Origin of the sequence: Paraburkholderia atlantica (assembly GCF_009362785.1) — a bacterium.
Taxonomy (GTDB): domain Bacteria; phylum Pseudomonadota; class Gammaproteobacteria; order Burkholderiales; family Burkholderiaceae; genus Paraburkholderia; species Paraburkholderia atlantica.
Genome location: NZ_WHNQ01000005.1, coordinates 131,931 through 152,193, shown reverse-complemented (window position 1 = coordinate 152,193; position 20,263 = coordinate 131,931). Strand labels below are relative to the sequence as shown.

17 protein-coding genes and 1 pseudogene are annotated in these 20,263 nt (G+C 65.4%); 15 read left to right on the top strand and 3 right to left on the bottom strand.

Annotation, left to right across the window (positions count from 1 at the left end):
* Nucleotides 1-255: 255 nt before the first annotated feature.
* Together GCT19_RS09355 and GCT19_RS09350 are read left to right on the top strand one after the other, a co-directional pair.
* Nucleotides 256-816, top strand: coding sequence for a hypothetical protein (locus tag GCT19_RS09355; RefSeq protein ID WP_152851707.1), 561 nt, complete (start codon nucleotides 256-258; stop codon nucleotides 814-816).
* A 54-nt stretch (nucleotides 817-870) separates the two neighbouring features.
* A complete protein-coding gene (locus GCT19_RS09350) occupies nucleotides 871-1,668 on the top strand; it encodes an endonuclease/exonuclease/phosphatase family protein (RefSeq protein ID WP_152851706.1) in 798 nt (265 codons plus the stop codon).
* A 46-nt stretch (nucleotides 1,669-1,714) separates the two neighbouring features.
* Here the strand turns inward: GCT19_RS09350 and GCT19_RS09345 are convergent.
* A pseudogene (locus GCT19_RS09345) lies at nucleotides 1,715-2,671 on the bottom strand (aldose 1-epimerase).
* Here GCT19_RS09345 and GCT19_RS09340 point away from each other — a divergent pair.
* Nucleotides 2,565-2,828: a hypothetical protein gene (locus tag GCT19_RS09340; RefSeq protein WP_193727394.1), complete on the top strand. Its 264-nt coding sequence runs from the start codon at nucleotides 2,565-2,567 to the stop codon at nucleotides 2,826-2,828. The pseudogene GCT19_RS09345 and the gene GCT19_RS09340 sit on opposite strands and share 107 nt — an antisense overlap.
* 187 nt (nucleotides 2,829-3,015) lie before the next feature.
* On the opposite strand, the gene GCT19_RS09335 is transcribed toward GCT19_RS09340, so the two are convergent.
* Nucleotides 3,016-4,170, bottom strand: coding sequence for an NHL repeat-containing protein (locus GCT19_RS09335; protein WP_227749228.1), 1,155 nt, complete (start codon nucleotides 4,168-4,170; stop codon nucleotides 3,016-3,018).
* Between the two features lie 587 nt (nucleotides 4,171-4,757).
* Here GCT19_RS09335 and GCT19_RS09325 point away from each other — a divergent pair.
* From GCT19_RS09325 to GCT19_RS09275, 11 genes are all read left to right on the top strand, one after another.
* Nucleotides 4,758-5,528: a ferredoxin--NADP reductase gene (locus GCT19_RS09325; protein WP_018436901.1), complete on the top strand. Its 771-nt coding sequence runs from the start codon at nucleotides 4,758-4,760 to the stop codon at nucleotides 5,526-5,528.
* A gap of 400 nt (nucleotides 5,529-5,928) precedes the next feature.
* Nucleotides 5,929-6,816 carry a sensor histidine kinase gene (locus GCT19_RS09320; RefSeq protein WP_018436902.1) on the top strand — a complete coding sequence of 296 codons (888 nt, stop codon included), beginning with the start codon at nucleotides 5,929-5,931 and terminating at the stop codon, nucleotides 6,814-6,816.
* Nucleotides 6,817-6,826: 10 nt separating this feature from the next.
* Nucleotides 6,827-7,483: a response regulator transcription factor RqpR gene (rqpR, locus tag GCT19_RS09315; protein ID WP_013088107.1), complete on the top strand. Its 657-nt coding sequence runs from the start codon at nucleotides 6,827-6,829 to the stop codon at nucleotides 7,481-7,483.
* A gap of 295 nt (nucleotides 7,484-7,778) precedes the next feature.
* Nucleotides 7,779-9,170 carry an amino acid permease gene (locus GCT19_RS09310; RefSeq protein ID WP_018436903.1) on the top strand — a complete coding sequence of 464 codons (1,392 nt, stop codon included), beginning with the start codon at nucleotides 7,779-7,781 and terminating at the stop codon, nucleotides 9,168-9,170.
* A 415-nt stretch (nucleotides 9,171-9,585) separates the two neighbouring features.
* Complete coding sequence (locus GCT19_RS09305; protein ID WP_018436904.1) at nucleotides 9,586-10,110, top strand: (2Fe-2S)-binding protein; 525 nt, start codon at nucleotides 9,586-9,588, stop codon at nucleotides 10,108-10,110.
* Nucleotides 10,111-10,120: 10 nt separating this feature from the next.
* Entirely contained in the window at nucleotides 10,121-12,502 is a 2,382-nt protein-coding gene (locus GCT19_RS09300) for a xanthine dehydrogenase family protein molybdopterin-binding subunit (RefSeq protein ID WP_152851704.1), read from the top strand.
* Between the two features lie 28 nt (nucleotides 12,503-12,530).
* Complete coding sequence (locus tag GCT19_RS09295) at nucleotides 12,531-13,328, top strand: FAD binding domain-containing protein (protein WP_018436906.1); 798 nt, start codon at nucleotides 12,531-12,533, stop codon at nucleotides 13,326-13,328.
* Between the two features lie 170 nt (nucleotides 13,329-13,498).
* Nucleotides 13,499-14,380 (top strand): AAA family ATPase, encoded by an 882-nt coding sequence (locus GCT19_RS09290; RefSeq protein ID WP_018436907.1) that lies wholly within the window; start codon nucleotides 13,499-13,501, stop codon nucleotides 14,378-14,380.
* Between the two features lie 11 nt (nucleotides 14,381-14,391).
* Nucleotides 14,392-15,657: a vWA domain-containing protein gene (locus GCT19_RS09285; RefSeq protein WP_152851703.1), complete on the top strand. Its 1,266-nt coding sequence runs from the start codon at nucleotides 14,392-14,394 to the stop codon at nucleotides 15,655-15,657.
* On the top strand, nucleotides 15,648-16,262 hold the full coding sequence (locus tag GCT19_RS09280; RefSeq protein WP_018436909.1) for a CoxG family protein: 615 nt from the start codon (nucleotides 15,648-15,650) through the stop codon (nucleotides 16,260-16,262). The genes GCT19_RS09285 and GCT19_RS09280 overlap by 10 nt, the downstream gene beginning before the upstream one ends.
* Nucleotides 16,235-17,257, top strand: coding sequence for an XdhC family protein (locus GCT19_RS09275; RefSeq protein WP_018436910.1), 1,023 nt, complete (start codon nucleotides 16,235-16,237; stop codon nucleotides 17,255-17,257). Before GCT19_RS09280 ends, GCT19_RS09275 begins: the two co-directional genes overlap by 28 nt.
* 51 nt (nucleotides 17,258-17,308) lie before the next feature.
* Here GCT19_RS09275 and GCT19_RS09270 read toward each other — a convergent pair whose 3' ends face one another.
* On the bottom strand, nucleotides 17,309-18,022 hold the full coding sequence (locus tag GCT19_RS09270; protein WP_018436911.1) for a PepSY-associated TM helix domain-containing protein: 714 nt from the start codon (nucleotides 18,020-18,022) through the stop codon (nucleotides 17,309-17,311).
* Between the two features lie 331 nt (nucleotides 18,023-18,353).
* Here GCT19_RS09270 and GCT19_RS09265 point away from each other — a divergent pair, with 331 nt between their 5' ends.
* The gene (locus GCT19_RS09265; RefSeq protein WP_152851702.1) at nucleotides 18,354-20,252 is read left to right on the top strand and encodes a DUF3857 domain-containing transglutaminase family protein; all 1,899 of its coding nucleotides are present in this window, start codon (nucleotides 18,354-18,356) and stop codon (nucleotides 20,250-20,252) included.
* Nucleotides 20,253-20,263: the final 11 nt, after the last annotated feature.

Sequence of the window (20,263 nt, the reverse complement as noted above, 5' to 3'; positions counted from 1 at the left end):
GCAGCGGCGGCGCCTTGTGAGCGCCGATTCCAGTCCAGTGTAACGAGGACACAATCGCGTGCAAGCCAGCAGTCGCGCGGCTCTGCTGCTAACGATCGCTGGCGTTCCGATCCTTATCTCGAATGGATTGTTGCTGAACCGGCCCTCGTCGACCGTGTCAGAAATCGTTGCGGCCATCAGGGGTAAGATTGCTCTCTAACCTGCTGGCGAGAGGCAAGGCAACCCCGCAACCGACGCGTGAGCGGAGATCTTTTTATGTGGAAAACCGGTATCGTGGCCATGCTGCTTGGCGCTTCGTTGCTCGCTCACGCGCAACAACGGCCAGCGCAGCAGGTCGTGCAATGGCAGTTGCAGGTGGTGAAAGACGGCCAGCAGATCGATTCGTTCGACGGCACCACCACCGTCGGCCAGGCGCGCACGGATACGCATCATCAGGTCGTGCAACACAACGTCGGCTGCAAGGACCAGCCGGCCGGCAGCATCGATCTGTCGCGCACCATCACGGTGTCGCCGCTACGCGTCGATCCCGAGGGCGTGATGTTTTCGATCGACACGCAGGAAACGCTCGAGGACACCAACGCGGGGCGCACCGACATCGGCTGCAAGCTGCCGCCGCAGCCGCGCCAGGTGAGCGCGAGCCACCCGGGTTTGGTGGTGCCGCCGGACCAATGGGCGAGCTGGACGATCGTCGATCGCAATCCGAACCTCGTGTACCGCGTGCATGCGAGCGTCGTGAGCAACGGGGCGAACGGCACCGGTACGAATGGCGGCATGAGCGGCAATGGCGCCGCGACTGGCGGCAACAATCCAAACTGACAGGAACCGCGCGCCTGACCGGCGCGCTCAAACAGAACACGTGGATAACGCGGCATGCGAAACCCAGAAGAATTGATCCGCGAGAGCCTCGCGCCGAACGATTTCGTCGCTGTGAGCTGGAACCTGCACAAGGGCCGCACCCCGCTCGGTTTTCAGGCCTGGCAGGCGATGCAGCGCTGGGTTCAATCGACTCACGCGGACGCGTACTTCCTGCAGGAAGCGATGGCGCGGCGCATGCCGTCGCCGGTATTGGCGAGCAGTTTCGGCGCACCGATGGGCGATCCGCTGTCCGACGTCTGGCACTGTCAGGCAACCGAAATCGCGCGCGCGCTCGAACTCGAAGTCGCGCTCGGCCCGAACGTGTTCAAGCCGTCGTGGCGGCACGGCAATGCGATCCTGTCGCCGCATCCGCTGGACCTCGGCGGCCGCTGGGACATTTCGGCGCACCGCTTCGAAAAGCGCGGTCTGCTGGTCGCGCGTGCGACGTTCGGCGGCCGGCTCGTCACGCTGCTGTGCGCGCATCTCGCGCTGACGCGACCGGCGCGCTTGCGGCAGATGAACTGGATCGCGCACTGGATCGCGAAGGAAGCCCCGGACGGTCCGCTCGTGCTGGCCGGCGACTTCAACGATTGGCGCAACGACTCGGTACCGCTCTTTCGCGAGCACGGCTTGCAGGAAGTCGCGACGCTGCTCGGCGAACCGGCGCGCACGTTCCCGGCGTTCTCGCCGGCGCTGTCGCTCGACAAGATGTTCGTGCGCGGCATGCAGCCGGTCGAATGGATCCAGCCGACGCAGGAGACTGCGTGGCTGTCGGACCATTTGCCGTATATGGCGAAGTTGCGGGTGGAGTAAACGCTTCTGTTCGTTGCGCTTTCGCCAACGGAAAGCGCCTAACCCCTCACTCGCGATGCGGCGTCCAGCTCAACGCCGCTTCGATCTTTTCGCCCGACTGCAACACGCAGCCGCCGACATGCTCTTGTGTACCAACCGCGTTAAAGCAGTCGATCGTATTCGTGACCGGCTCCACGCATAGCTGCGGATCGTTGGCCGGCGCGAACACGACCAGGTGATCGAACGGCGCGTCGGCACGCATCGTCAGATTGCGGCGCTCGTCGGGCCACGCGATCGTCGCCACGCGTGACCGGTTCGAAAAGCTGTTGTCCAGATCGAACGCGTCGGGCTACATGCCCGCGCGCAACGCGTCGACGGCCGGATGCGGGCCGAGATGCGTCGGCAGCACGTCGGTGTCCGCGTGCCACATCGCCTGAACGTCGGCATGGATGCGCGTCCCCGCGGTGCGCGGATAGTACGGGTGATGGCCCATGCCGAACGGCATCGGCCGATCGGCGAGATTTCGCGCGGACATCGTGATGTGGAGCGCGCCACCGCGCAACTCGATACGCTGCCGCGCGCGATAGCGAAACGGCCAGTCGCCGGTCACGCTCGCAGCGGGCTCGTGCTCGAAGTGCAAGTCCACCGCGCTTTCGCTGCGCGCGCCGACGCGCCACGGACGACGCCACGCGTTGCCATGCAGCGCGTGGGCGAAATGCGGGTCGTTGCCGGCGAGATCGATCGTCGCGCCGTCGAACGCGAAGCGCGCATCGCGAATCCGGTTGCAGTACGGGAACAGCGGGAAGCTCGCCATGCGCAGCGGATTGCGCGCTTCGAACGCTTCCGGCAGCGCTGGCCGCAGCCAGTGCAACGGACCTTCCGACGTGACTTCCTAGAACGCCGCGAGAGCGCCGCCAATGTCCGGCGCCAGCACCGCGCGCAATGCGCCAGCCGACAATGTGACGAGGCGCGCGGCGTTCGCCGGATCGTCGAGCCATGACAGTGGCGCCGCCGCTCGGGTCACGGTATCTGCCTCGCGCGGCCGGGCAGGATTCAGGGAAACGTCGCGCACAGCGGCGAAGCGCCGGGCGGCTGATGGGGCTGTGTTCCTGCTGCTCGTGATCGTGTTGCAGGCGCGGGTGTTGAAGCAGCGCGGAAAAAAGCGGGCGGCGGCGGCGTGAGCAAGCGGCACCCGCGAGTTGGCGTCATCAATACCATCGGACAGATTTTCCTTATTTGACTGAGGCTTGCCGCTACAATCGCCGCCCCCGACCCATATCTGTGTACCGATAGATTCGCCGTGAAACCGTGTGACCGTGACGTGTCCCCGACGCGTCAGGACGTCCCCGATCGTCGTCCTCGGTTTCCTTATTGATTGTTCGTGCGCAACGTCCAGACCGTCGCGGTGTTGGTGGCGTCGTCCACCGCTGTGAACTGCAGGTGGCGGTTGCTATCGAGGCCGAAGGCGAGGCCGAACGCGGAGCCCGGCGCAGGATCGACCTGCAATTGGGCGACGAATTGTCCGTCGACGGTGAACTCGACGATTTCGCCGGGCTGATTCGGGTCGGGGTTGACCGCGTCGCCGTTTGCGGTAACGAGATGCCCGTTGGGTGCGAGCGCCAGCGCAAGCGGACCGTGCAGATGTTTGTTGTCGTGGTAAATCATCCGGCCGACGCCGCCATCGTGATTCGCGCCCGCGGCGCCGTAGATGGCGAACACCGCGTTGTCACCGGTCGAGGCGACGTACAGCACGTCATGCGTTGGGTCGTATGCCAGTCCGGTCGGGCCGACCAGCAGTGCCGCCGGATCGGTGCGGTGTAGATAGCCTGACGCGATGATGGTCGAGCTAGGCAGCATCTGAACGCCGTTCTCCCCGATCGAAAGATCGATCCGCGCGACCTTTCCGTTCAGCACATCCGAGACGAAGACCCGGACGAATCGTCCCCCGTCGATCACGGTGAGGTCCCAAGGGCCATCCAGCAGCCTCTGATCTTTCAGTTCCGTGACGAGCCCGCCTTGCGGATTGATGACGAGCAACGAGCCCGGAGGGACGACGTTCTTGCCATCCGTAGTCGGGACGTTGCCCACCAGAACGAAGCCGCTTCTGAGCACCGCGAGCGCCGTCGTGAGACCGAGATTTTGCCCCTGGAAGAAGGTCACGGGATTGCTATTGGACACGAGCTTGACGATCGTCGTACCGGTTCCCTGCAGGTTCGACTGAGCATTGAAATTCGACACCACCACATCGCCGGGTTTGAGTGTGCTCCAGGACGGCACGCCGAACGGCACGAACGCCATGCCATACGGATTGACATCCCCGTTGGCCGGAACGGTCGACGAGGTCACGGCCTGCGGCGGCAAAATCACCTCCTGCGCCTCGGCTCCGACCGCCCCCAACGATAAAACCAGCAGACCGGCTTGACACACCGCACGACGTACGCGGCGCGATGCGCGTGCCCGTATCACCAATCCGTTGAAGTCCGTGTATGAACCGAATGCAGATATCGCACGAGAAGTTTCCATTTGACACCTCCTACTGGCAGTGGCGGTCGCAGCCGCCAGGACGAGCCGCGCAGCCACCGCACTGCCCTGCTTCGCGCGACTCGCGTGCTGCGTAAACGACGTGACGTCAGGCGTATTCCCCAAAAAATCGCGCCGTGCAACCGATAGTCGAACGCGAGGCGATCCCCATCGCGCCGGGACAGTTCCGCCCCTTTTGCCAGTTATATCTGCAGGGTCAATGCTGCAGCGCACGCCGCGTTTCGGTATCATCTTGAAATTGTTGCCCACGCGGCGCGTTGCTTTCGCGCCTGGCGGACAGCCAATGGCAGCCGCCCTGCGCGGCATTCGCCGAATCGCCGTACCCCGCTGAAGCACGGCCGCACTCACGCCAACGTACTTCGCGGCGCCAGCAAGCCGGCGCCGCCGCTTCCCGGTTTGGCAACCCGCTTTACCACGCTCGAGCGCCGCGCTGCGGCCCCGCCCCGGCGGGCACGGTAAAATGCTCGATTGCGCGGGAGTCCCGACCACGGATCAGCGCAGCATCGCCCTTGCCGTGCCGGCCGGCTCAGACGACTGGCCGCCTTTGTTTTCGCACTATCCAAGAAGCCATGAGCAACCTGAATTCACAAACCGTCCTGAGCGTCCATCACTGGACCGATACGCTTTTCAGCTTCACCTGCACGCGCGATCCGTCGTTCCGCTTCGAAAACGGCCAGTTCACGATGGTCGGCCTGCAGGTCGACGGCAAGCCGCTGCTGCGCGCCTACAGCCTCGCGAGTGCGAACTACGAAGAACACCTCGAATTCCTCAGCATCAAGGTGCAGGACGGTCCGCTCACGTCGCGTCTGCAGCATCTGAAGGTCGGCGACGAAGTGCTGATCGGCAAGAAGCCGGTCGGCACGCTGGTGGCCGATAACCTGCTGCCGGGCAAGACGCTGTGGCTGCTGTCCACCGGCACGGGCCTCGCGCCGTTCATGTCGATCATCAAAGATCCGGACATTTACGACCGCTACGAGCGCGTGGTCCTCACGCACACCTGCCGTTTCGTCGACGAACTCGCGTACAAGGAATACATCACCGAGCACCTGCCGGCGCATGAACACCTCGGCGAGCTCGTGCAGGAAAAGCTGCTGTACTACCCGACGGTCACGCGCGAAGCGTTCCAAAACCGCGGCCGCATCACCGAGCTGATCGAAACCGAAAAACTGTTCGCCGACCTCGGCGTGCCGGGTTTCTCGCTCGAAAACGACCGCGTCATGCTGTGCGGCAGCCCGCACATGCTGCGCGACACGCGCAAGCTGCTCGAAGACGCGGGCTTCAAGGAAGGCAGCAACAACGAGCCGGGTCATTACGTGGTCGAAAAGGCCTTCGTCGGCTAAGCCGGCATTCCCTGTTGCGGCCCCCGCGCCGCGAATTCCAAAAAAGGAGCCTGCGGGCTCCTTTTTTTGTTGCTCCGTTACAAATCGGCCGCCGTTACATCACCTCCGCTGTCAGAATTCCTCCGACAAGGCGCGCGCATGAGGAACATCAAGTAATTTCTGCAAACCATGCGCTAACCCTTGGTGCGACTGCTTTTTTAATCTTTTTGGGATATCATCGCGCCGCGAGATCAGACGAATTCATGCATTGAACATCGTCAACCCGAGTTGTTACTGAATGTAAATTTCGTTACGTTGGGCCATCGTGTTTCGTCCGACGCGAAACCTCGTGATTCGCAGGCGTGATTCCGTCTGCGCGCGCCCGCTTCGCTGTCCACTCCGCTTCCTGAGAGGGAAATTCATGGATACGTCGACTGCCGTCCCGTTCAACGCTGCGCTGGCCTCGGCCGCGCAGCGTGATGGCTTCGACATGCCATCGCACGCCGCGCGCGAGATCGAGCGGCTGCGCGCGCGGGTCCGCGAGCTGTCGGCCGAACTGGTCGAGGCGCAGGAAAGTGTGCGCCGCCACGTCGCGCGCGAGCTGCACGACGGCGTCGGCGCCGAGCTGACCGCGACGCGCTTCGCGCTCGCCGGCATCGAAACCTGGCTGCCCACCGACGCGCCGCCGCAATGCGCGGCCGCGCTCGCGGTCGCGAACCGTTCGCTCGACGCCGTGCACGCAGCGAGCCGCGAGGCCATCGCGCAACTGCACGCGCCGTCGTTCGAAACGGGCGTCGCCGGCGCGCTGATGTGCTGGGTGCGCGACTTCTCCACGCGGACCGGCTTGCGCGCCACCTTTACCTGCCCCGACGACGCGCGGCTCGCGCGCCTGCCGGCCGATGCCGCGCTTGCCGTGTTCCGTGTCGCGCAGGAAGCGCTGAACAACGTCGCGAAGCACGCACGGGCGAGCTGCGCCGACGTGCGCATCGAAACCGGTGCGCGTCATCTGAAACTCCTCATCAACGACGACGGCATTGGTTTGCGGCGCGGCGCGCGCGATCGCGGTAGCAAGAAAGAACCCGGCGGTCAGTTCGGCCTCACCGGCATGCAGGCGCGCTGCGCAGCATTCGACGGCGCGCTGCGAGTCGGCACGAGGCGCTCGAGCGTCGGTCGCGGCGAGGACAGCGGCACGGGCGGCAACGGCGCCATCGCCTCGCGCGGCACCTTGATCCAGGCCCGCTTCGCGTGGCACGCGCTGCTGGCAGCCAGCCCCGCCCCGTGCGCCGCCCGCCGCGCGCTGCAATCGTGAGCCCGCGACCATGAGCCTGCGCATCCTGATCGTCGAAGATCACGCGGTGGTCCGCCAGGGCGTCCGCCAGCTGCTGCTCGATCGCGGCGTCGCGCGCGAGGTCGCCGAGGCGCAAAGCGGCTCCGAAGCGCTCGACTCGGTCGTCCATCACGGCTTCGACGTCGTGCTGCTCGACATCTCGCTGCCCGACATGAATGGCGTCGAGGTGCTCAAGCGCCTGAAGCGCAAAGCGCCGCGCGTCGCGGTGCTGATGTTCTCGATGTACCGCGAGGACCAGTACGCGGTGCGCGCGCTCAAAGCCGGCGCGTCCGGCTATCTGTCGAAGACGGTCGATGCCGCGCAGATGATCGGCGCGATCCAGCAGGTCGCCGCGGGCCGCAAATACGTGAGCCCGGAGATGGCCGAGGCGCTCGCCGACTACGTGTCGTTCGACGGCGAGCAGTTGCCGCACGAAAAGCTGTCCGATCGCGAGTACCAGACGCTGTGCATGCTCGCGTCGGGCAAACGGCTCACCGATATCGCGGCCACGCTGTCGCTGTCGGTGAAGACGGTCAGCGTGTACCGCACGCGGCTGCTCGACAAGATGAAGCTGCGCAACAACGCGGAGCTGACGTTCTATGTGATGAGCAACCGCCTCGTCGATCTGAATCCCGCGATGGCCGGCTAGTCCAGCAGGCGCCGCCTCCCGTGCCTGCGGCGTTGTGCCGCAGCTACCCATCGGTGCGCCGGTGCAGACGGAGAAATTCCGTCCCCATCAATCGCCTACTCGGTAAAAGCTCGACCGCCGCACTGCGTGCGGCACCGCAAGACCACCGTCGTCCCTCCTGGCGGGAACTTCCACCCATCGCCCCGACCCGCGAAGCGCCGCCTTGAACCGGCCCGATGGCACGCATCCGCTAGAATTGCGGGTTTTCCCCGACATTCGGCGCGCAACACGCGTGCACCACTGGAGACCCACGCCAATGTCCCTGTTTCGAAAAAAGAGCGTCGAGCACATGCTTGCGGCAAGCGCTCAGACCGCCGGCCTGAAAAAGGCGCTCGGCGCGCTCGACCTGACCTTCCTCGGCGTCGGCGCGATCATCGGCACCGGCATCTTCGTGCTGACCGGCACGGGCGCCTTGCAGGCCGGGCCCGCGCTGATGATCTCGTTCGTGATCGCGGCGATCGCCTGCGGCTTCGCCGCGCTCGCCTATGCCGAATTCGCATCGACGATTCCGGTCGCCGGTTCGATCTACACGTACTCGTACGCGACGCTCGGCGAGCTGGCCGCGTGGATCATCGGCTGGGACCTGATGCTCGAATACGGGCTCGCGACCTCGGCGGTGTCGGTCGGCTGGTCGGGCTATCTGCAGTCGCTGCTGTCGGGCTTCGGCGTGTCGCTGCCGATGGCGCTGACCGCGGCCCCCGGCGCCGTCCCCGGACACGAAACGCTGTTCAACCTGCCCGCCTTCCTCGTGATGATGGCGATCACCACGCTGCTGTCGGTCGGTGTGCGTGAATCCGCGCGGATCAACAACATCATGGTGGCGATCAAGGTCGTGGTCGTGCTGCTCGTGATCGGCGTCGGCGTGTTTCACGTCACGCCGGCCAACTGGCACCCGTTCATGCCGCACGGCTGGAGCGGCGTGTTCGGCGCGGCCGCGGTGATGTTCTTCGCCTTCATCGGCTTCGACTCGGTGTCGTCGGCGGCGGAAGAGGTGAAGAACCCGAAGCGCGATCTGCCGATCGGCATCATCGCGTCGCTCGGCGTGTGCGCGGTGCTGTACGTGGCCGTGGCCGCGGTCGTCACCGGCATCGTGCCGTCCGAGAAGTTCATGGGCATTTCCCACCCGGTGTCGTACGCGCTGCAGCTCGCCGGGCAGAACTGGGTCGCAGGTTTCATCGATCTCGGCGCCGTGCTCGGCATGCTGACCGTGATTCTCGTAATGGCTTACGGTCAAACGCGGGTGATCTTCGCGATGTCGCGCGACGGCCTGCTGCCCGCGAAGCTGTCGAAAGTGCATCCGCGCTTCGCGACGCCGTTTTTCACGACGTGGCTCGTCGGCATCTTCTTCGGCCTGATCGGCGCGCTGGTGCCGCTCAATGTGTTGGCTGAGCTGATCAACATCGGCACGCTCGCGGCATTCTCGATGGTGTCGATCGCGGTGCTCGTGCTGCGCAAGACGCACCCCGAGCTGCCGCGTGCGTTCCGTTGCCCGGGCGTGCCGGTCGTGCCGGTGCTCGCGGTCGCATCGTGCCTGTTCCTGATGCTGAATCTGCAAGGCATCACGTGGGGCGCGTTCTTGATCTGGCTTGCGATCGGCATGGTCGTCTATTTCGGCTACTCGCGCCGTCATTCGAAACTGGCAAAGTAAAGCGCCGTTTTCGACGAGGCCGCGCCAATGAGCTGAATGGTCGCGAGCGCGGCATCGCTTTCCGCTGATCTATCGAAGCGCCCCGTCATGCCCTGCAGACGGGGCGCTTGTCTTTGCGGCGTCCCGTTCCGTGGCCCCCATCTTCTCTACGTGCGCTCGCGCGCGCCGACACACTTCCCCTCATAGCGCGTCCGCGCGATTTGTGCTTTACTTTTCGGCAGACTTGTAAAACCCGCAGCACCCTCATCGGACCTCGCGAACCGCAGTCACTCGCAGTCGAAGCAAAAGCAGGGGCAACAACAATCACAGGTCCGGTCTCACCCACAGCAACTATCTTGCATGGGATCGTGGTCAGCGTGGAGGCGGGGATCGATACGCCGAAGCGCTCGCTCCGATCAATAAAGGAGACAGCTTCATGGCGATCAGCATCAGTCTGACGGTCAATGGCGCACCCGTGAGCGCCTCAGTCGACCCTGGCACCCTGCTTGTCCAGTTCCTGCGCGATCAACTCCGTCTGACCGGCACCCACGTCGGCTGCGATACCGCGCAATGCGGCGCCTGCACCGTGCATCTGAACGGCCGCGCGATCAAGTCCTGCAACATCCTCGCCGCGCAAGCCGATGGCGCCGAAGTCACGACCATCGAAGGGCTCGCGCACAATGGCGCACTGCATCCGATGCAGGCGGCGTTCAAGCACTGCCACGGTCTGCAATGCGGCTTCTGCACACCGGGCATGGTGATGAGCGCGGTATCGCTGGTCCAGCGTCAACCCGATCTGACCGGCGACGAAGTGCGCGAGCAGCTCGACGGCAATCTGTGCCGCTGTACCGGCTATCACAACATCGTCAAGGCCGTGCTCGAAGGCGCCGCGGGTATGAAGGCGTCCACAGCATCGAGCGCAACTGCCGGCGCGAATGCCGCCGGCGCAACCGCCGCCTGAGGAGCCGACGATGAACGCACCCGATACACAGAGCCTGATCGGCGCCGCCGTCGAACGCAAGGAAGACTATCGCTTCCTGACCGGCAAAGGCCAGTACACCGACGACATCGTGCTGCCGCAGCAAACCTACGCGGTATTCCTGCGCTCGCCGCACGCGCACGCCAAGATCAACAGCATCGACACGAGCGCGGCCAAACAGTCGCCGGGCGTCGTCGCGATCTTCACCGGCGCGGACCTCGCGGCGGAGAAGGTCGGCGGACTGCCGTGCGGCTGGCTGATCCACAGCACCGACGGCAAGCCGATGAACGAGCCGCCGCATCCGGTGATCGCGCATACGAAGGCGCGGCATGTGGGCGACCAGATCGCGCTCGTGATCGCCGAATCGATCAAGGCCGCCAAAGATGCGGCCGAACTGATCGAGGTCGATTACGAAGAACTGCCGGCCGTCGTCGATACCGCGCATGCGGCCGACCCGGGTCAGGCGGCGGTGCACGACGAAGTGCCCGACAACGTCTGCTACAACTGGGGCCACGGCGACAAGGCCGCGACCGATGCAGCGTTCGCCAAGGCCGCGCACGTAACCACGCTCGACATCGTCAACAACCGCCTCGTGCCGAACGCGATCGAACCGCGTGCGGTCAACGCGAGCTATTCGGCGCAGGACGACAGCTACACGCTGTACGTCGCGAATCAGAATCCGCACGTCGAGCGGCTGCTGATGGCCGCGTTCGTGCTGTCGTTGCCGGAATCGAAGCTGCGCGTGATCGCGCCCGACGTCGGCGGCGGCTTCGGCTCGAAGATCTTCCTGTACGCGGAAGACGTCGCGCTCACGTGGGCATCGAAGAAGATCGGCCGGCCGGTCAAATGGACCGCCGAGCGCTCCGAGGCATTCGTTTCCGACGCGCACGGCCGCGATCACGTGACCAAGGCCGAGCTGGCAATGGACGCCGACGGCAAGTTCCTCGCGATGCGCGTGCATACGATCGCCAACATGGGCGCGTATCTGTCGACGTTCGCGTCGAGCGTGCCGACGATCCTGTACGCGACGCTGCTCGCCGGCCAATACGCGACGCCCGCGATCTACGCGGAAGTGAAGGCGGTCTTCACCAACACCGTTCCCGTCGATGCATATCGCGGCGCGGGCCGGCCGGAAGCGACGTTCGTCGTCGAGCGTCTGGTCGAAGCCGCGGCGCGCGAGATGAAGCTCGACCCCGCGGAAATTCGCCGCCGCAACTTCATCACGCAGTTCCCGTACGCGACGCCGGTCGGCCTCACGTACGACACCGGCGACTACAACGCGATCCTGTCGCGCGCGCTGACGCTCGCGGACGTCGAAGGCTTCGCCGCGCGCCGGCAGGAATCGGAACAGAACGGCAAGCGCCGCGGCCTCGGCTACTCGTGCTACATCGAGGCATGCGGTCTCGCGCCGTCGAACATCGCGGGCGCACTCGGCGCGCGCGCGGGCCTGTTCGAAGTCGGCCAGATTCGCGTGCACCCGACCGGTTCCGTCACGGTGTTCACGGGCTCGCACAGCCACGGCCAGGGCCATGAGACGACCTTCGCGCAAGTAGTCGCGGATCGCCTCGGCATTCCGCTCGACAGCGTCGAAATCGTGCACGGCGACACCGGCCGCATCGCGTTCGGCATGGGCACGTATGGCTCGCGTTCGATCGCGGTCGGCGGCTCGGCAATCTCGAAGGCGCTCGACAAGATCGAAGCGAAGGCGAAGAAGATCGCCGCGCATCTGCTCGAAGCGTCGGCGGAAGACATCGAGTTCAAGAACGGCGTGTTCCGCGTCGCGGGCACCGACCGCACCAAGGCGTTCGCGGAAATTTCGCTCGCCGCCTACGTGCCGCACAACTATCCGCTCGACGTGCTCGAACCGGGCCTCGAAGAAAGCGCGTTCTACGATCCGACCAACTTCACGTATCCATCGGGCGCGTACATCTGCGAGATCGAAGTCGATCCGGACACCGGCGAGAGCCGCATCCAGAAGTTCACCGCGGTCGACGATTTCGGCAACGTGATCAATCCGATGATCGTCGAAGGCCAGGTGCATGGCGGCCTCGGGCAAGGCATCGGCCAGGCGATGCTCGAGCGCTGCGTGTACGACAACGACAGCGGCCAGCTGCTGTCCGGCTCGTACATGGACTACGCGATGCCGCATGCGTCCGACCTGCCCGACTTCACGGTCGAGACCTCGAAGGGCACGCCGTGCACGCACAACCCGCTGGGCGTCAAAGGCTGCGGCGAAGCGGGCGCAATCGGCTCACCGCCGGCCGTGATCAACGCGATCATCGACGCGCTCGCGCCGCTTGGCGTGACCAATCTGCAGATGCCGGCCACGCCGCATCGCGTATGGTCCGCGATTCAAGCGGCGAAGCAAGCCTGACCCAACGATCCTGAGCGGAGCATTCGACATGTATTCATTCGAGTATCAACGCGCGACGGATCCGCAAGCGGCCGCCGCAGCCCTCACCGCCGACAGCGACGCGAAGTTCCTCGCCGGCGGCCAGAGCCTTCTGCCGACGATGCGCCTGCGTCTCGCGCAGCCGTCGCAACTGATCGACGTCACGCGGATTCCCGCGCTGAAGACGATCAGCGTCGACGCCAACAAGGTGACGATCGGCGCGGCCGTCTGCCATGCCGACGTCGCCGAACACGCGGACGTGCGGCGCGTGTTGCCCGCGCTGGCGGAGCTGGCCGCGAACATCGGCGATCGCCAGGTGCGCGCGCTCGGCACGATCGGTGGCTCGCTCGCGAACAACGATCCGGCCGCGTGCTACCCGGCCGCCGCGATGGGGCTCGACGCGACGATCGTCACGGACCGGCGGCGCATCGCCTCGGGCGATTTCTTCGTCGGCATGTATGAGACCGCGCTCGCGCCCGACGAGCTGATCGTCGCCGTCGAGTTTCCGGTGCCCGAGCGGGCTGCGTACGAGAAATTCCGCAATCCGGCCTCGCACTTCGCGCTAGTCGGCGTGTTCGTCGCGAAGTCCGCAGGCGGCGTGCGGGTCGCGGTGACGGGTGCGGCGCCGTCGGTATTTCGCGTGCCTGAGCTCGAAAGCGCGCTGTCGGCGAACTTCACGCCCGAGGCGGCACGCGCGGTCAGCGTGTCGCCCGACGAGTTGAACGAAGACATGCACGCGAGCGCCGCATATCGCGCGCATCTGATTCCGCTGCTCGCCGCGCGCGCGGTCACGAAGGCAACTGCCTAGCGGTACTCGCCAGGCTGCCCGGCTTGCCGCGCGTGCGCATCACGACGCGCGCAAGCCAGCTTCGTTCACTTCGCGAGCGGGCGCGAGAGTTCGACGCCTAGCTCGCGCCCATTGCGTTCTTCACTCGCGCCACGCCTCGTCATGGCCAGTCGCGCAGATTCAGGATCACCATGCAGCCGGCTTCGATCGACGACACCCTCGCCCAACTCGCCGCCCAATGCTATTTCGCGAGCCGCGAACTCGCGACCGCGCTGTATCTCGCGCTGCGCATGGAGCGGCCGCTGTTCGTCGAAGGCGAGCCGGGTGTCGGCAAGACCGAACTCGCGAAAGCGGCGGCCGGCATGCTCGGCACCACGCTGCTGCGCTTGCAATGCTATGAAGGACTCGACACCGCGAGCGCGCTTTATGAGTGGGACTACCCGCGTCAGATCATGGCGTTGCGGCTCGCCGAAGCGAGCGGCGAACGCCCCGACAACGACACGCTGTATCGCGGCGAATTCCTGCTGAAGCGTCCGCTTCTACAGGCACTGATGCCGGACGAAAACCATCCCGGCGCGCGGCGCGTGCTGCTGATCGACGAAATCGACCGCGCCGACGAACCGTTCGAAGCGTTCCTGCTCGAACTGCTTTCGGATTTCCAGGTATCGATTCCCGAGTACGGCACCGTACGCGCGTCACAGCCGCCGCTCGTCATCATGACGTCGAACCGCACGCGCGAAGTGCACGACGCGTTGAAGCGCCGCTGTCTGTATCAATGGATAGGCTATCCGGATCGCGAGCGCGAGCTCGAGATCGTCGCCGCGCGCGCGCCGCAAACGTCGGCGCAACTACAGCGGCGCGCGGTCGACTTCGTGCATCGGCTGCGCGGCATGGATCTGTTCAAGGCACCGGGCATCGCCGAAACGATCGACTGGTGCCGCGCGCTCGAAGCGCTATCGGTGACGGAACTCGATCCGCAATCGGTGCAGAACACGCTCGGCGTGCTGCTCAAGTATCAGGACGATCTCGCGCGTGTGGATGCCGCGCAGATCGCGCAGTGTCTGGCCGGGTGAGGGTCGCCGGCATGACGAATGACATCGGCATAGGCAGACGCGACGGTGCGAACCAGCAGTCCGCGCCCATGCTCGCGCGCAACGTGGTTCATTTCGTGCGCGTGCTGCGCGGCGCCGGTTTGCCGATGTCGCCCGCACAAGCCGTCGATGCGCTCGCCGCGTTGCAGTGGATCGATCTCGGCCGCCGCGACGACGTGCGCGCGGCGCTTGCCGCGCTGCTCGTCACCGCGCCCGACGAACGCGAGCTCTTCAATGCCGCATTCGATCTGTTCTGGCGCGACCCCGATTGGGAAGGCAAGCTGCGCGCGCTGCTGTTGCCGAAAGTACGCGACGGGCTGCCGCCGCCGAAGCGCAACAACCGTCTCGCCGATGCGCTCGCGGTACGCATGCCGCCGTCGCCGCATCCGAATGCGCCGCAGGAAACCGAGCAGCACGAACTGCATGCGCAGTTGACGTTCAGCGCGGAAGAGCGCCTGCGTCATCGCGATTTCGACACGCTGAGCGCGGACGAATGGCGCACGCTGCGTCATCTGATCCGCGGCCAGCGGCTGCCGCTCGCCACCGAACCGACGCGGCGTCTGAAGGCGGCATCGCACGGCACGCATGCCGACCTGCGCGCGAGCGCGCGGCACGCGGTGCGCGCCGGAGGCGACTGGACCGTGTGGAAGTATCGCGCGAGGGTCGAGCGCAAGCCGCCGCTCGTGCTGCTGCTCGATATTTCCGGCTCGATGAGCAACTACTCGCGCGCGGTGCTGTACTTCTGCCACGCGTTGTTGCAGTCGCGCGAACGTCTGCAGGTGTTTCTGTTCGGCACGCGGCTCACCAACGCGACGCGCGCATTGCGCGAACGCGATCCCGACGTCGCGATCGCGACGCTCAGCGATCAGGTGGTCGACTGGTCGGGCGGCACGCGCATCGGCGCGGCGCTCGCCGAATTCAACCGACGCTGGGCGCGCCGCGTGCTCACAGGTCGTGCGACGGTGCTGCTCGTCACCGACGGTCTCGATCACGAAGCGATCGACGTGCTCGATACCGAAATGGCACGCCTCGCACGTTTCGCGCATCGCATCGTGTGGCTCAATCCGCTGCTGCGGTTCAGCGGCTTCACTCCGAAGGCGCGCGGCGTGCAGGCGATCCTGCCGTATGTCGACGCGCATCGTCCGGTTCATAATCTAGACAGTCTCGCAGCGTTCGGCCGCGATCTCGCGCAATTGACGCGCGCGCCTCGCCACGCCGTCGCCGCGACGACACTCGCAGGAGCAACGTCATGGAATTGAGCGAAACTCATACGCTGCCGGTCGCGCAGCAGCAAACGTGGGACGCGTTGAACGACACCGAAATTCTGCGCGCTTGCATCCCCGGTTGTGAAAGCATCGACCCGGACGGCGAAAACGCGTACCTGGTCACGCTGAGCGCGGCGGTCGGCCCGGTCAAGGCGCGCTTCAAGGGGCGTATGCAACTGACCGATATCGACGCACCGAACGCCTACACGATCGTGTTCGAAGGCCAGGGCGGCGCCGCGGGTTTTGCCAAGGGCAATACGCAGGTCACGCTTGAAGCCGACGGCGATGCCGCGACGAAGCTCTCCTACACCGCCAACGCGCAGGTCGGCGGCAAGCTCGCGCAGATCGGCTCGCGGCTCGTCGACGGTGCGGCGCGCAAGATTGCCGGGGAGTTTTTCAAGCGCTTGAGTGCGCAGCTCTCGGGTGAGAATAGCGCTGAGGAAGCAGCGGACGGCGACGCCTCGGTGGATACCGAAGCCGAAGCCGCGTCAGCGTCTGCGTCTGAGCAAACGGAATCGAACGAGGCCGCGGACGGCGAGTCCGGCGGCGAAGCAAAGAAAGGGAAGAAATCATGGACAGCGTGGATCTCGAAGTTCTGAAGACCAGCGCCCGCTGGCTCGAGGACGGACATCGCGCGCTCCTCGTGACGGTCGTGAAGACGTGGGGCTCATCGCCGCGTCCCGAGGGCGCGATGCTCGCGGTGCGCGACGACGGCCTCGTGGTCGGCTCGGTGTCGGGCGGCTGCATCGAGGACGATCTGATCGACCGCGTGCGGCAACGGGGAATCGAGCAGACGAATCCGGAAGCGGTGAAGTACGGCATCACGGCCGAGGAAGCGCATCGCTTCGGGCTGCCGTGCGGCGGCACGATCCAGCTCGTGCTCGAACCGTTGACACGGCAAAGCGGCATCGCCGAATTGTGTCACGCGGTCGAAAATGGCCGGCTCGTCGCGCGTGAACTCGACATGGCGACGGGCGCGGTGCGGCTCGACAACGCGCAGGCGACCGACGGTGTGCATTTCGACGATAAGCGTCTGCTGACGATCCACGGCCCGCGCTACCGGATGCTCGTGATCGGCGCCGGGCAGTTGTCGCGCTACCTGTGCCACATCGCGGTGGGTCTCGATTATCAGGTGACGGTCTGCGATCCGCGCGAGGAATACACGGAGGAATGGGACGTGCCGGGCACGAAGATCGTCCGCACGATGCCGGACGATACCGTGACCGACATGAAGCTCGACGAGCGCTGCGCGGTGATCGCGCTCACGCACGATCCGAAGCTCGACGATCTCGCGCTGATGGAAGCATTGAAGACGCCGGCGTTTTACGTCGGCGCGCTCGGCTCGCGCCGGAACAATCACGCGCGACGGGAGCGGCTGAAGGAGTTCGATCTGAACGAAGCCGAACTGGCCCGTTTGCATGGGCCCGTCGGCATATATATCGGCAGCAGGACGCCGCCTGAGATCGCGGTGTCGATTCTGGCGGAGGTGACGGCGGCCAAGAATGGCGTGTCGCTGCCGACGCTATTGCAGGTCGAAGGCGCGAAGGCTGCGCGGGAGATTGCGGCGTCGGGTGGCGCCGCCTGCAGCGTGTAGCCTGCCGCGTTCAACCAACGAGGTGGAGGGCACCCGACGTGCCTTCCACGCTTACATCAAACCGCAAACCACCGCCGCGATCACCGAGCCGCTCACCAGCACCACGCCCACCACGCGGCGTTTATTCAATTCGGTCCACAGCAGCACGCCCGTCAGCGACAGCAGAATCAGGCTGCCCGCGATCGTATCGATCAGCAGCACCCACCCGACGCTGAGACCCACGCCCTTGTGCAGATTGCTCAGCGTCGCGAAGAACGAGTTGCGCGTGTGCTTCACCGTCACGAAGCCATTGCCGACCCAGTACTCGGCCTGCACGCTCTGCCCCGGGCCCATGATGCCGACCTGCCATTGCTCAGGCTGAATCGTGCTGTGATCGCCCCACGCGACCGGATGGGCGGGCTCGCGCTTCGCGCGTCCCGGCTTGCCGTCGATCTTCAGTTCGCGTTGCAGCCACTTCGCCATTTCGCCCGGCGAGTGCAGCGGTTTCTCAGGCACCGCGATCTGCATTTCCTCGACCTGCGGCGCGCCCGTCGATATTTTCAGCGGGCCGGCGCGATGATTGAGCAGGAAGCCGGTCACGCCGAACATCAACCCGAGCACCGCGCCCCACAAGCCGATCCAGCCATGCACGTTGCGCAGCCACCTGATGAAGGTCGCACGACGCGAACGCTGCCGCCGCGGCGCCTGTTGCGCGACGGCGCCCGGCGTAGCGACGCCCGGCGCGGCGACGGTAGGTTTCAAATCGATCGATTCAGGCGCGTTCAAAACGGACTCCGGGCTAGAGCGGTAGGAAGAATTCGAGTGAGAAGAGGCGGATCGGCCAGCTTGTGATGGGCGATCCGCGTGAAGGGCTGGCTGGCAGTCACAGAGGAGGACAAATGTGACGAAAAGCTTGCGACGCCTTTCAATTGAGAAACGTTATCATTACACAGTTAAGTGTATTGCTCAATGTCGGGGCGCTGTGGGCGCGCGGCGCATACCCGCCGGGCAATCTTCGAATCGCTTCCAGATGCGCGCCAGCCGCTTGACATCCGCGCGGCGCGAAACGACGCTAGCTGGCGATGCCGTCAACGTCGTCGTCCGGATACCTGCCGTCATGCGACTCTGCCTCGTGGTCCTTGCCTCCGCCGGCTGGCTGGCCGGCATTCATGCCGCGAGCGCGAGCGTGCCGGTCAAACTGGACGACCCCTACACCAACGAAGGCGAGACGCAGACCTTCACCATCAACGCTGACGGCTCGTATGCGAAGCTCGATTCGATGACGCTACACGTGAACAACGAAGCCGGCGTCGAGCGGGTCGCGCAGCAATACGTCTGGTTCAACCGCAACATGGCCGACGTGCAGATTCTCGAGGCCTACACGGTCACCACCGACGGCAAGCGTCACGACGTAGCGCCCGAGCAGATCCGCGACGTGCAGGAAGTCCGCTCGTTCGACGCGCCGATGTTCCAGGACATCCAGGAAAAGGTGATCGTATTCCCCGCGGTCGAACCCGGCGCGCGCGTGCACCTGACGTACCGCAAGACGCAGCGTCAGCCGATCGTGCCTGGGGAATTCAGCGACTTCACGCCGCCCGATCTCGCACCGACCCGCAACTTCCGCCTGATCTACGACCTGCCCGCCGACAAGCCGCTGTACGCGGACGCGCGCGGCTTCAGCGCGGTGACGCCCATCACGCGCGACGGCCGCACGCGCTACGAATTCTGCTACGACAAGGCACATTTCGACCGGCTGGAACGCGGCTCGGTCGCGTACGTGTCGTACGGGGATCGGCTGATGGTGTCGACCTTTCCGAGCTATGCCGCGTTCGCCGCGTCCTATCGCGGCTCCGCAGCCGACCCGGGCACGCACGACGCCGCGATCACCCAGCTCGCGCAGCAACTGACCGCGCACGACCACACCGCGCACGACAAAGCCAAAACGCTGTACGACTGGGTTCGCCGCAATATCCGCTATGTCGCGATCTACGTCGGGCGTGGCTCCGTCGTGCCGCACAGCGCGAGCGCGATCCTCGCGAACCGCTATGGCGATTGCAAGGACCACGTCGCGCTCTACGGCGCGCTGCTCGACGCGGTCGGCGTGCGCAACGAGCCGGCGCTGATCAGCAGCGGCACGATCTACACGCTGCCGAGCGTGCCGGGCTACGGCGTCATCAATCACGCGATCACGTGGCTGCCCGACTTGCAGATGTACGCAGACTCGACTGCGTCGAACGTCGAATTCGGTTTTCTGCCTTCATCCGACATGGACCGTCCTACCGTATTGATCGACGACGGCGTGCTCGCGCAAACACCGGCCACCGCGCAGATGTCGCGCAGCACCGATCTCGCGATCAAGATCGAGCCGGACGGCTCGGCGAGCTTCACGTATCGGCTGCAGGATGCCGGACCGTACGCCGAGCAGGCCCGCGCGCGGCTGCGCACGCAGTCGCCCGCGCAACGCGAGGAATCGATTCAGGCCGAGTTGCGCAATGTGAATCTGCGCGGCACCGCGACGCTGACGACGAGCGACCTCAGCGCGGCCGACGGCCCGCTCACGCTGACGATGAAAGGCACGCTCGAAAGTCTCGTGGTAACCGGCATGACCGCATCGATCCCGGCCTTGACGAGCCTCGGTGGCGGCGTCGAAGCCGATACGCGCTACTGGCTCGGGGAACGCAAGCGCACGCAGCCGTTCGTATGCCACAACCTCGCGATCCACGAACGCGCGCGCATCGAACTGCCGGCCAACTTCCGCGTGCTCGACATGCCGGAGGCGCAACGCACGCAGGACCGCTTCGTCGATTACACGTCGGAGTACGCGTTCGATCCGCTCAGCAACGTGGTCACGATGACGCGCGACGGCGCCACCCATTTCGACAGCGACGTCTGCACGCCCGATGATTTCACGCGCATGCGTCCCGCGATCGAAGCGATCGGGCGGGACGTACGCGCGCAGGTGATCGTCAGATCGACGTTGGTGGAGTCGTCGAATGTGGCGTCGCAGGCGCCTTGACCGTCAACACG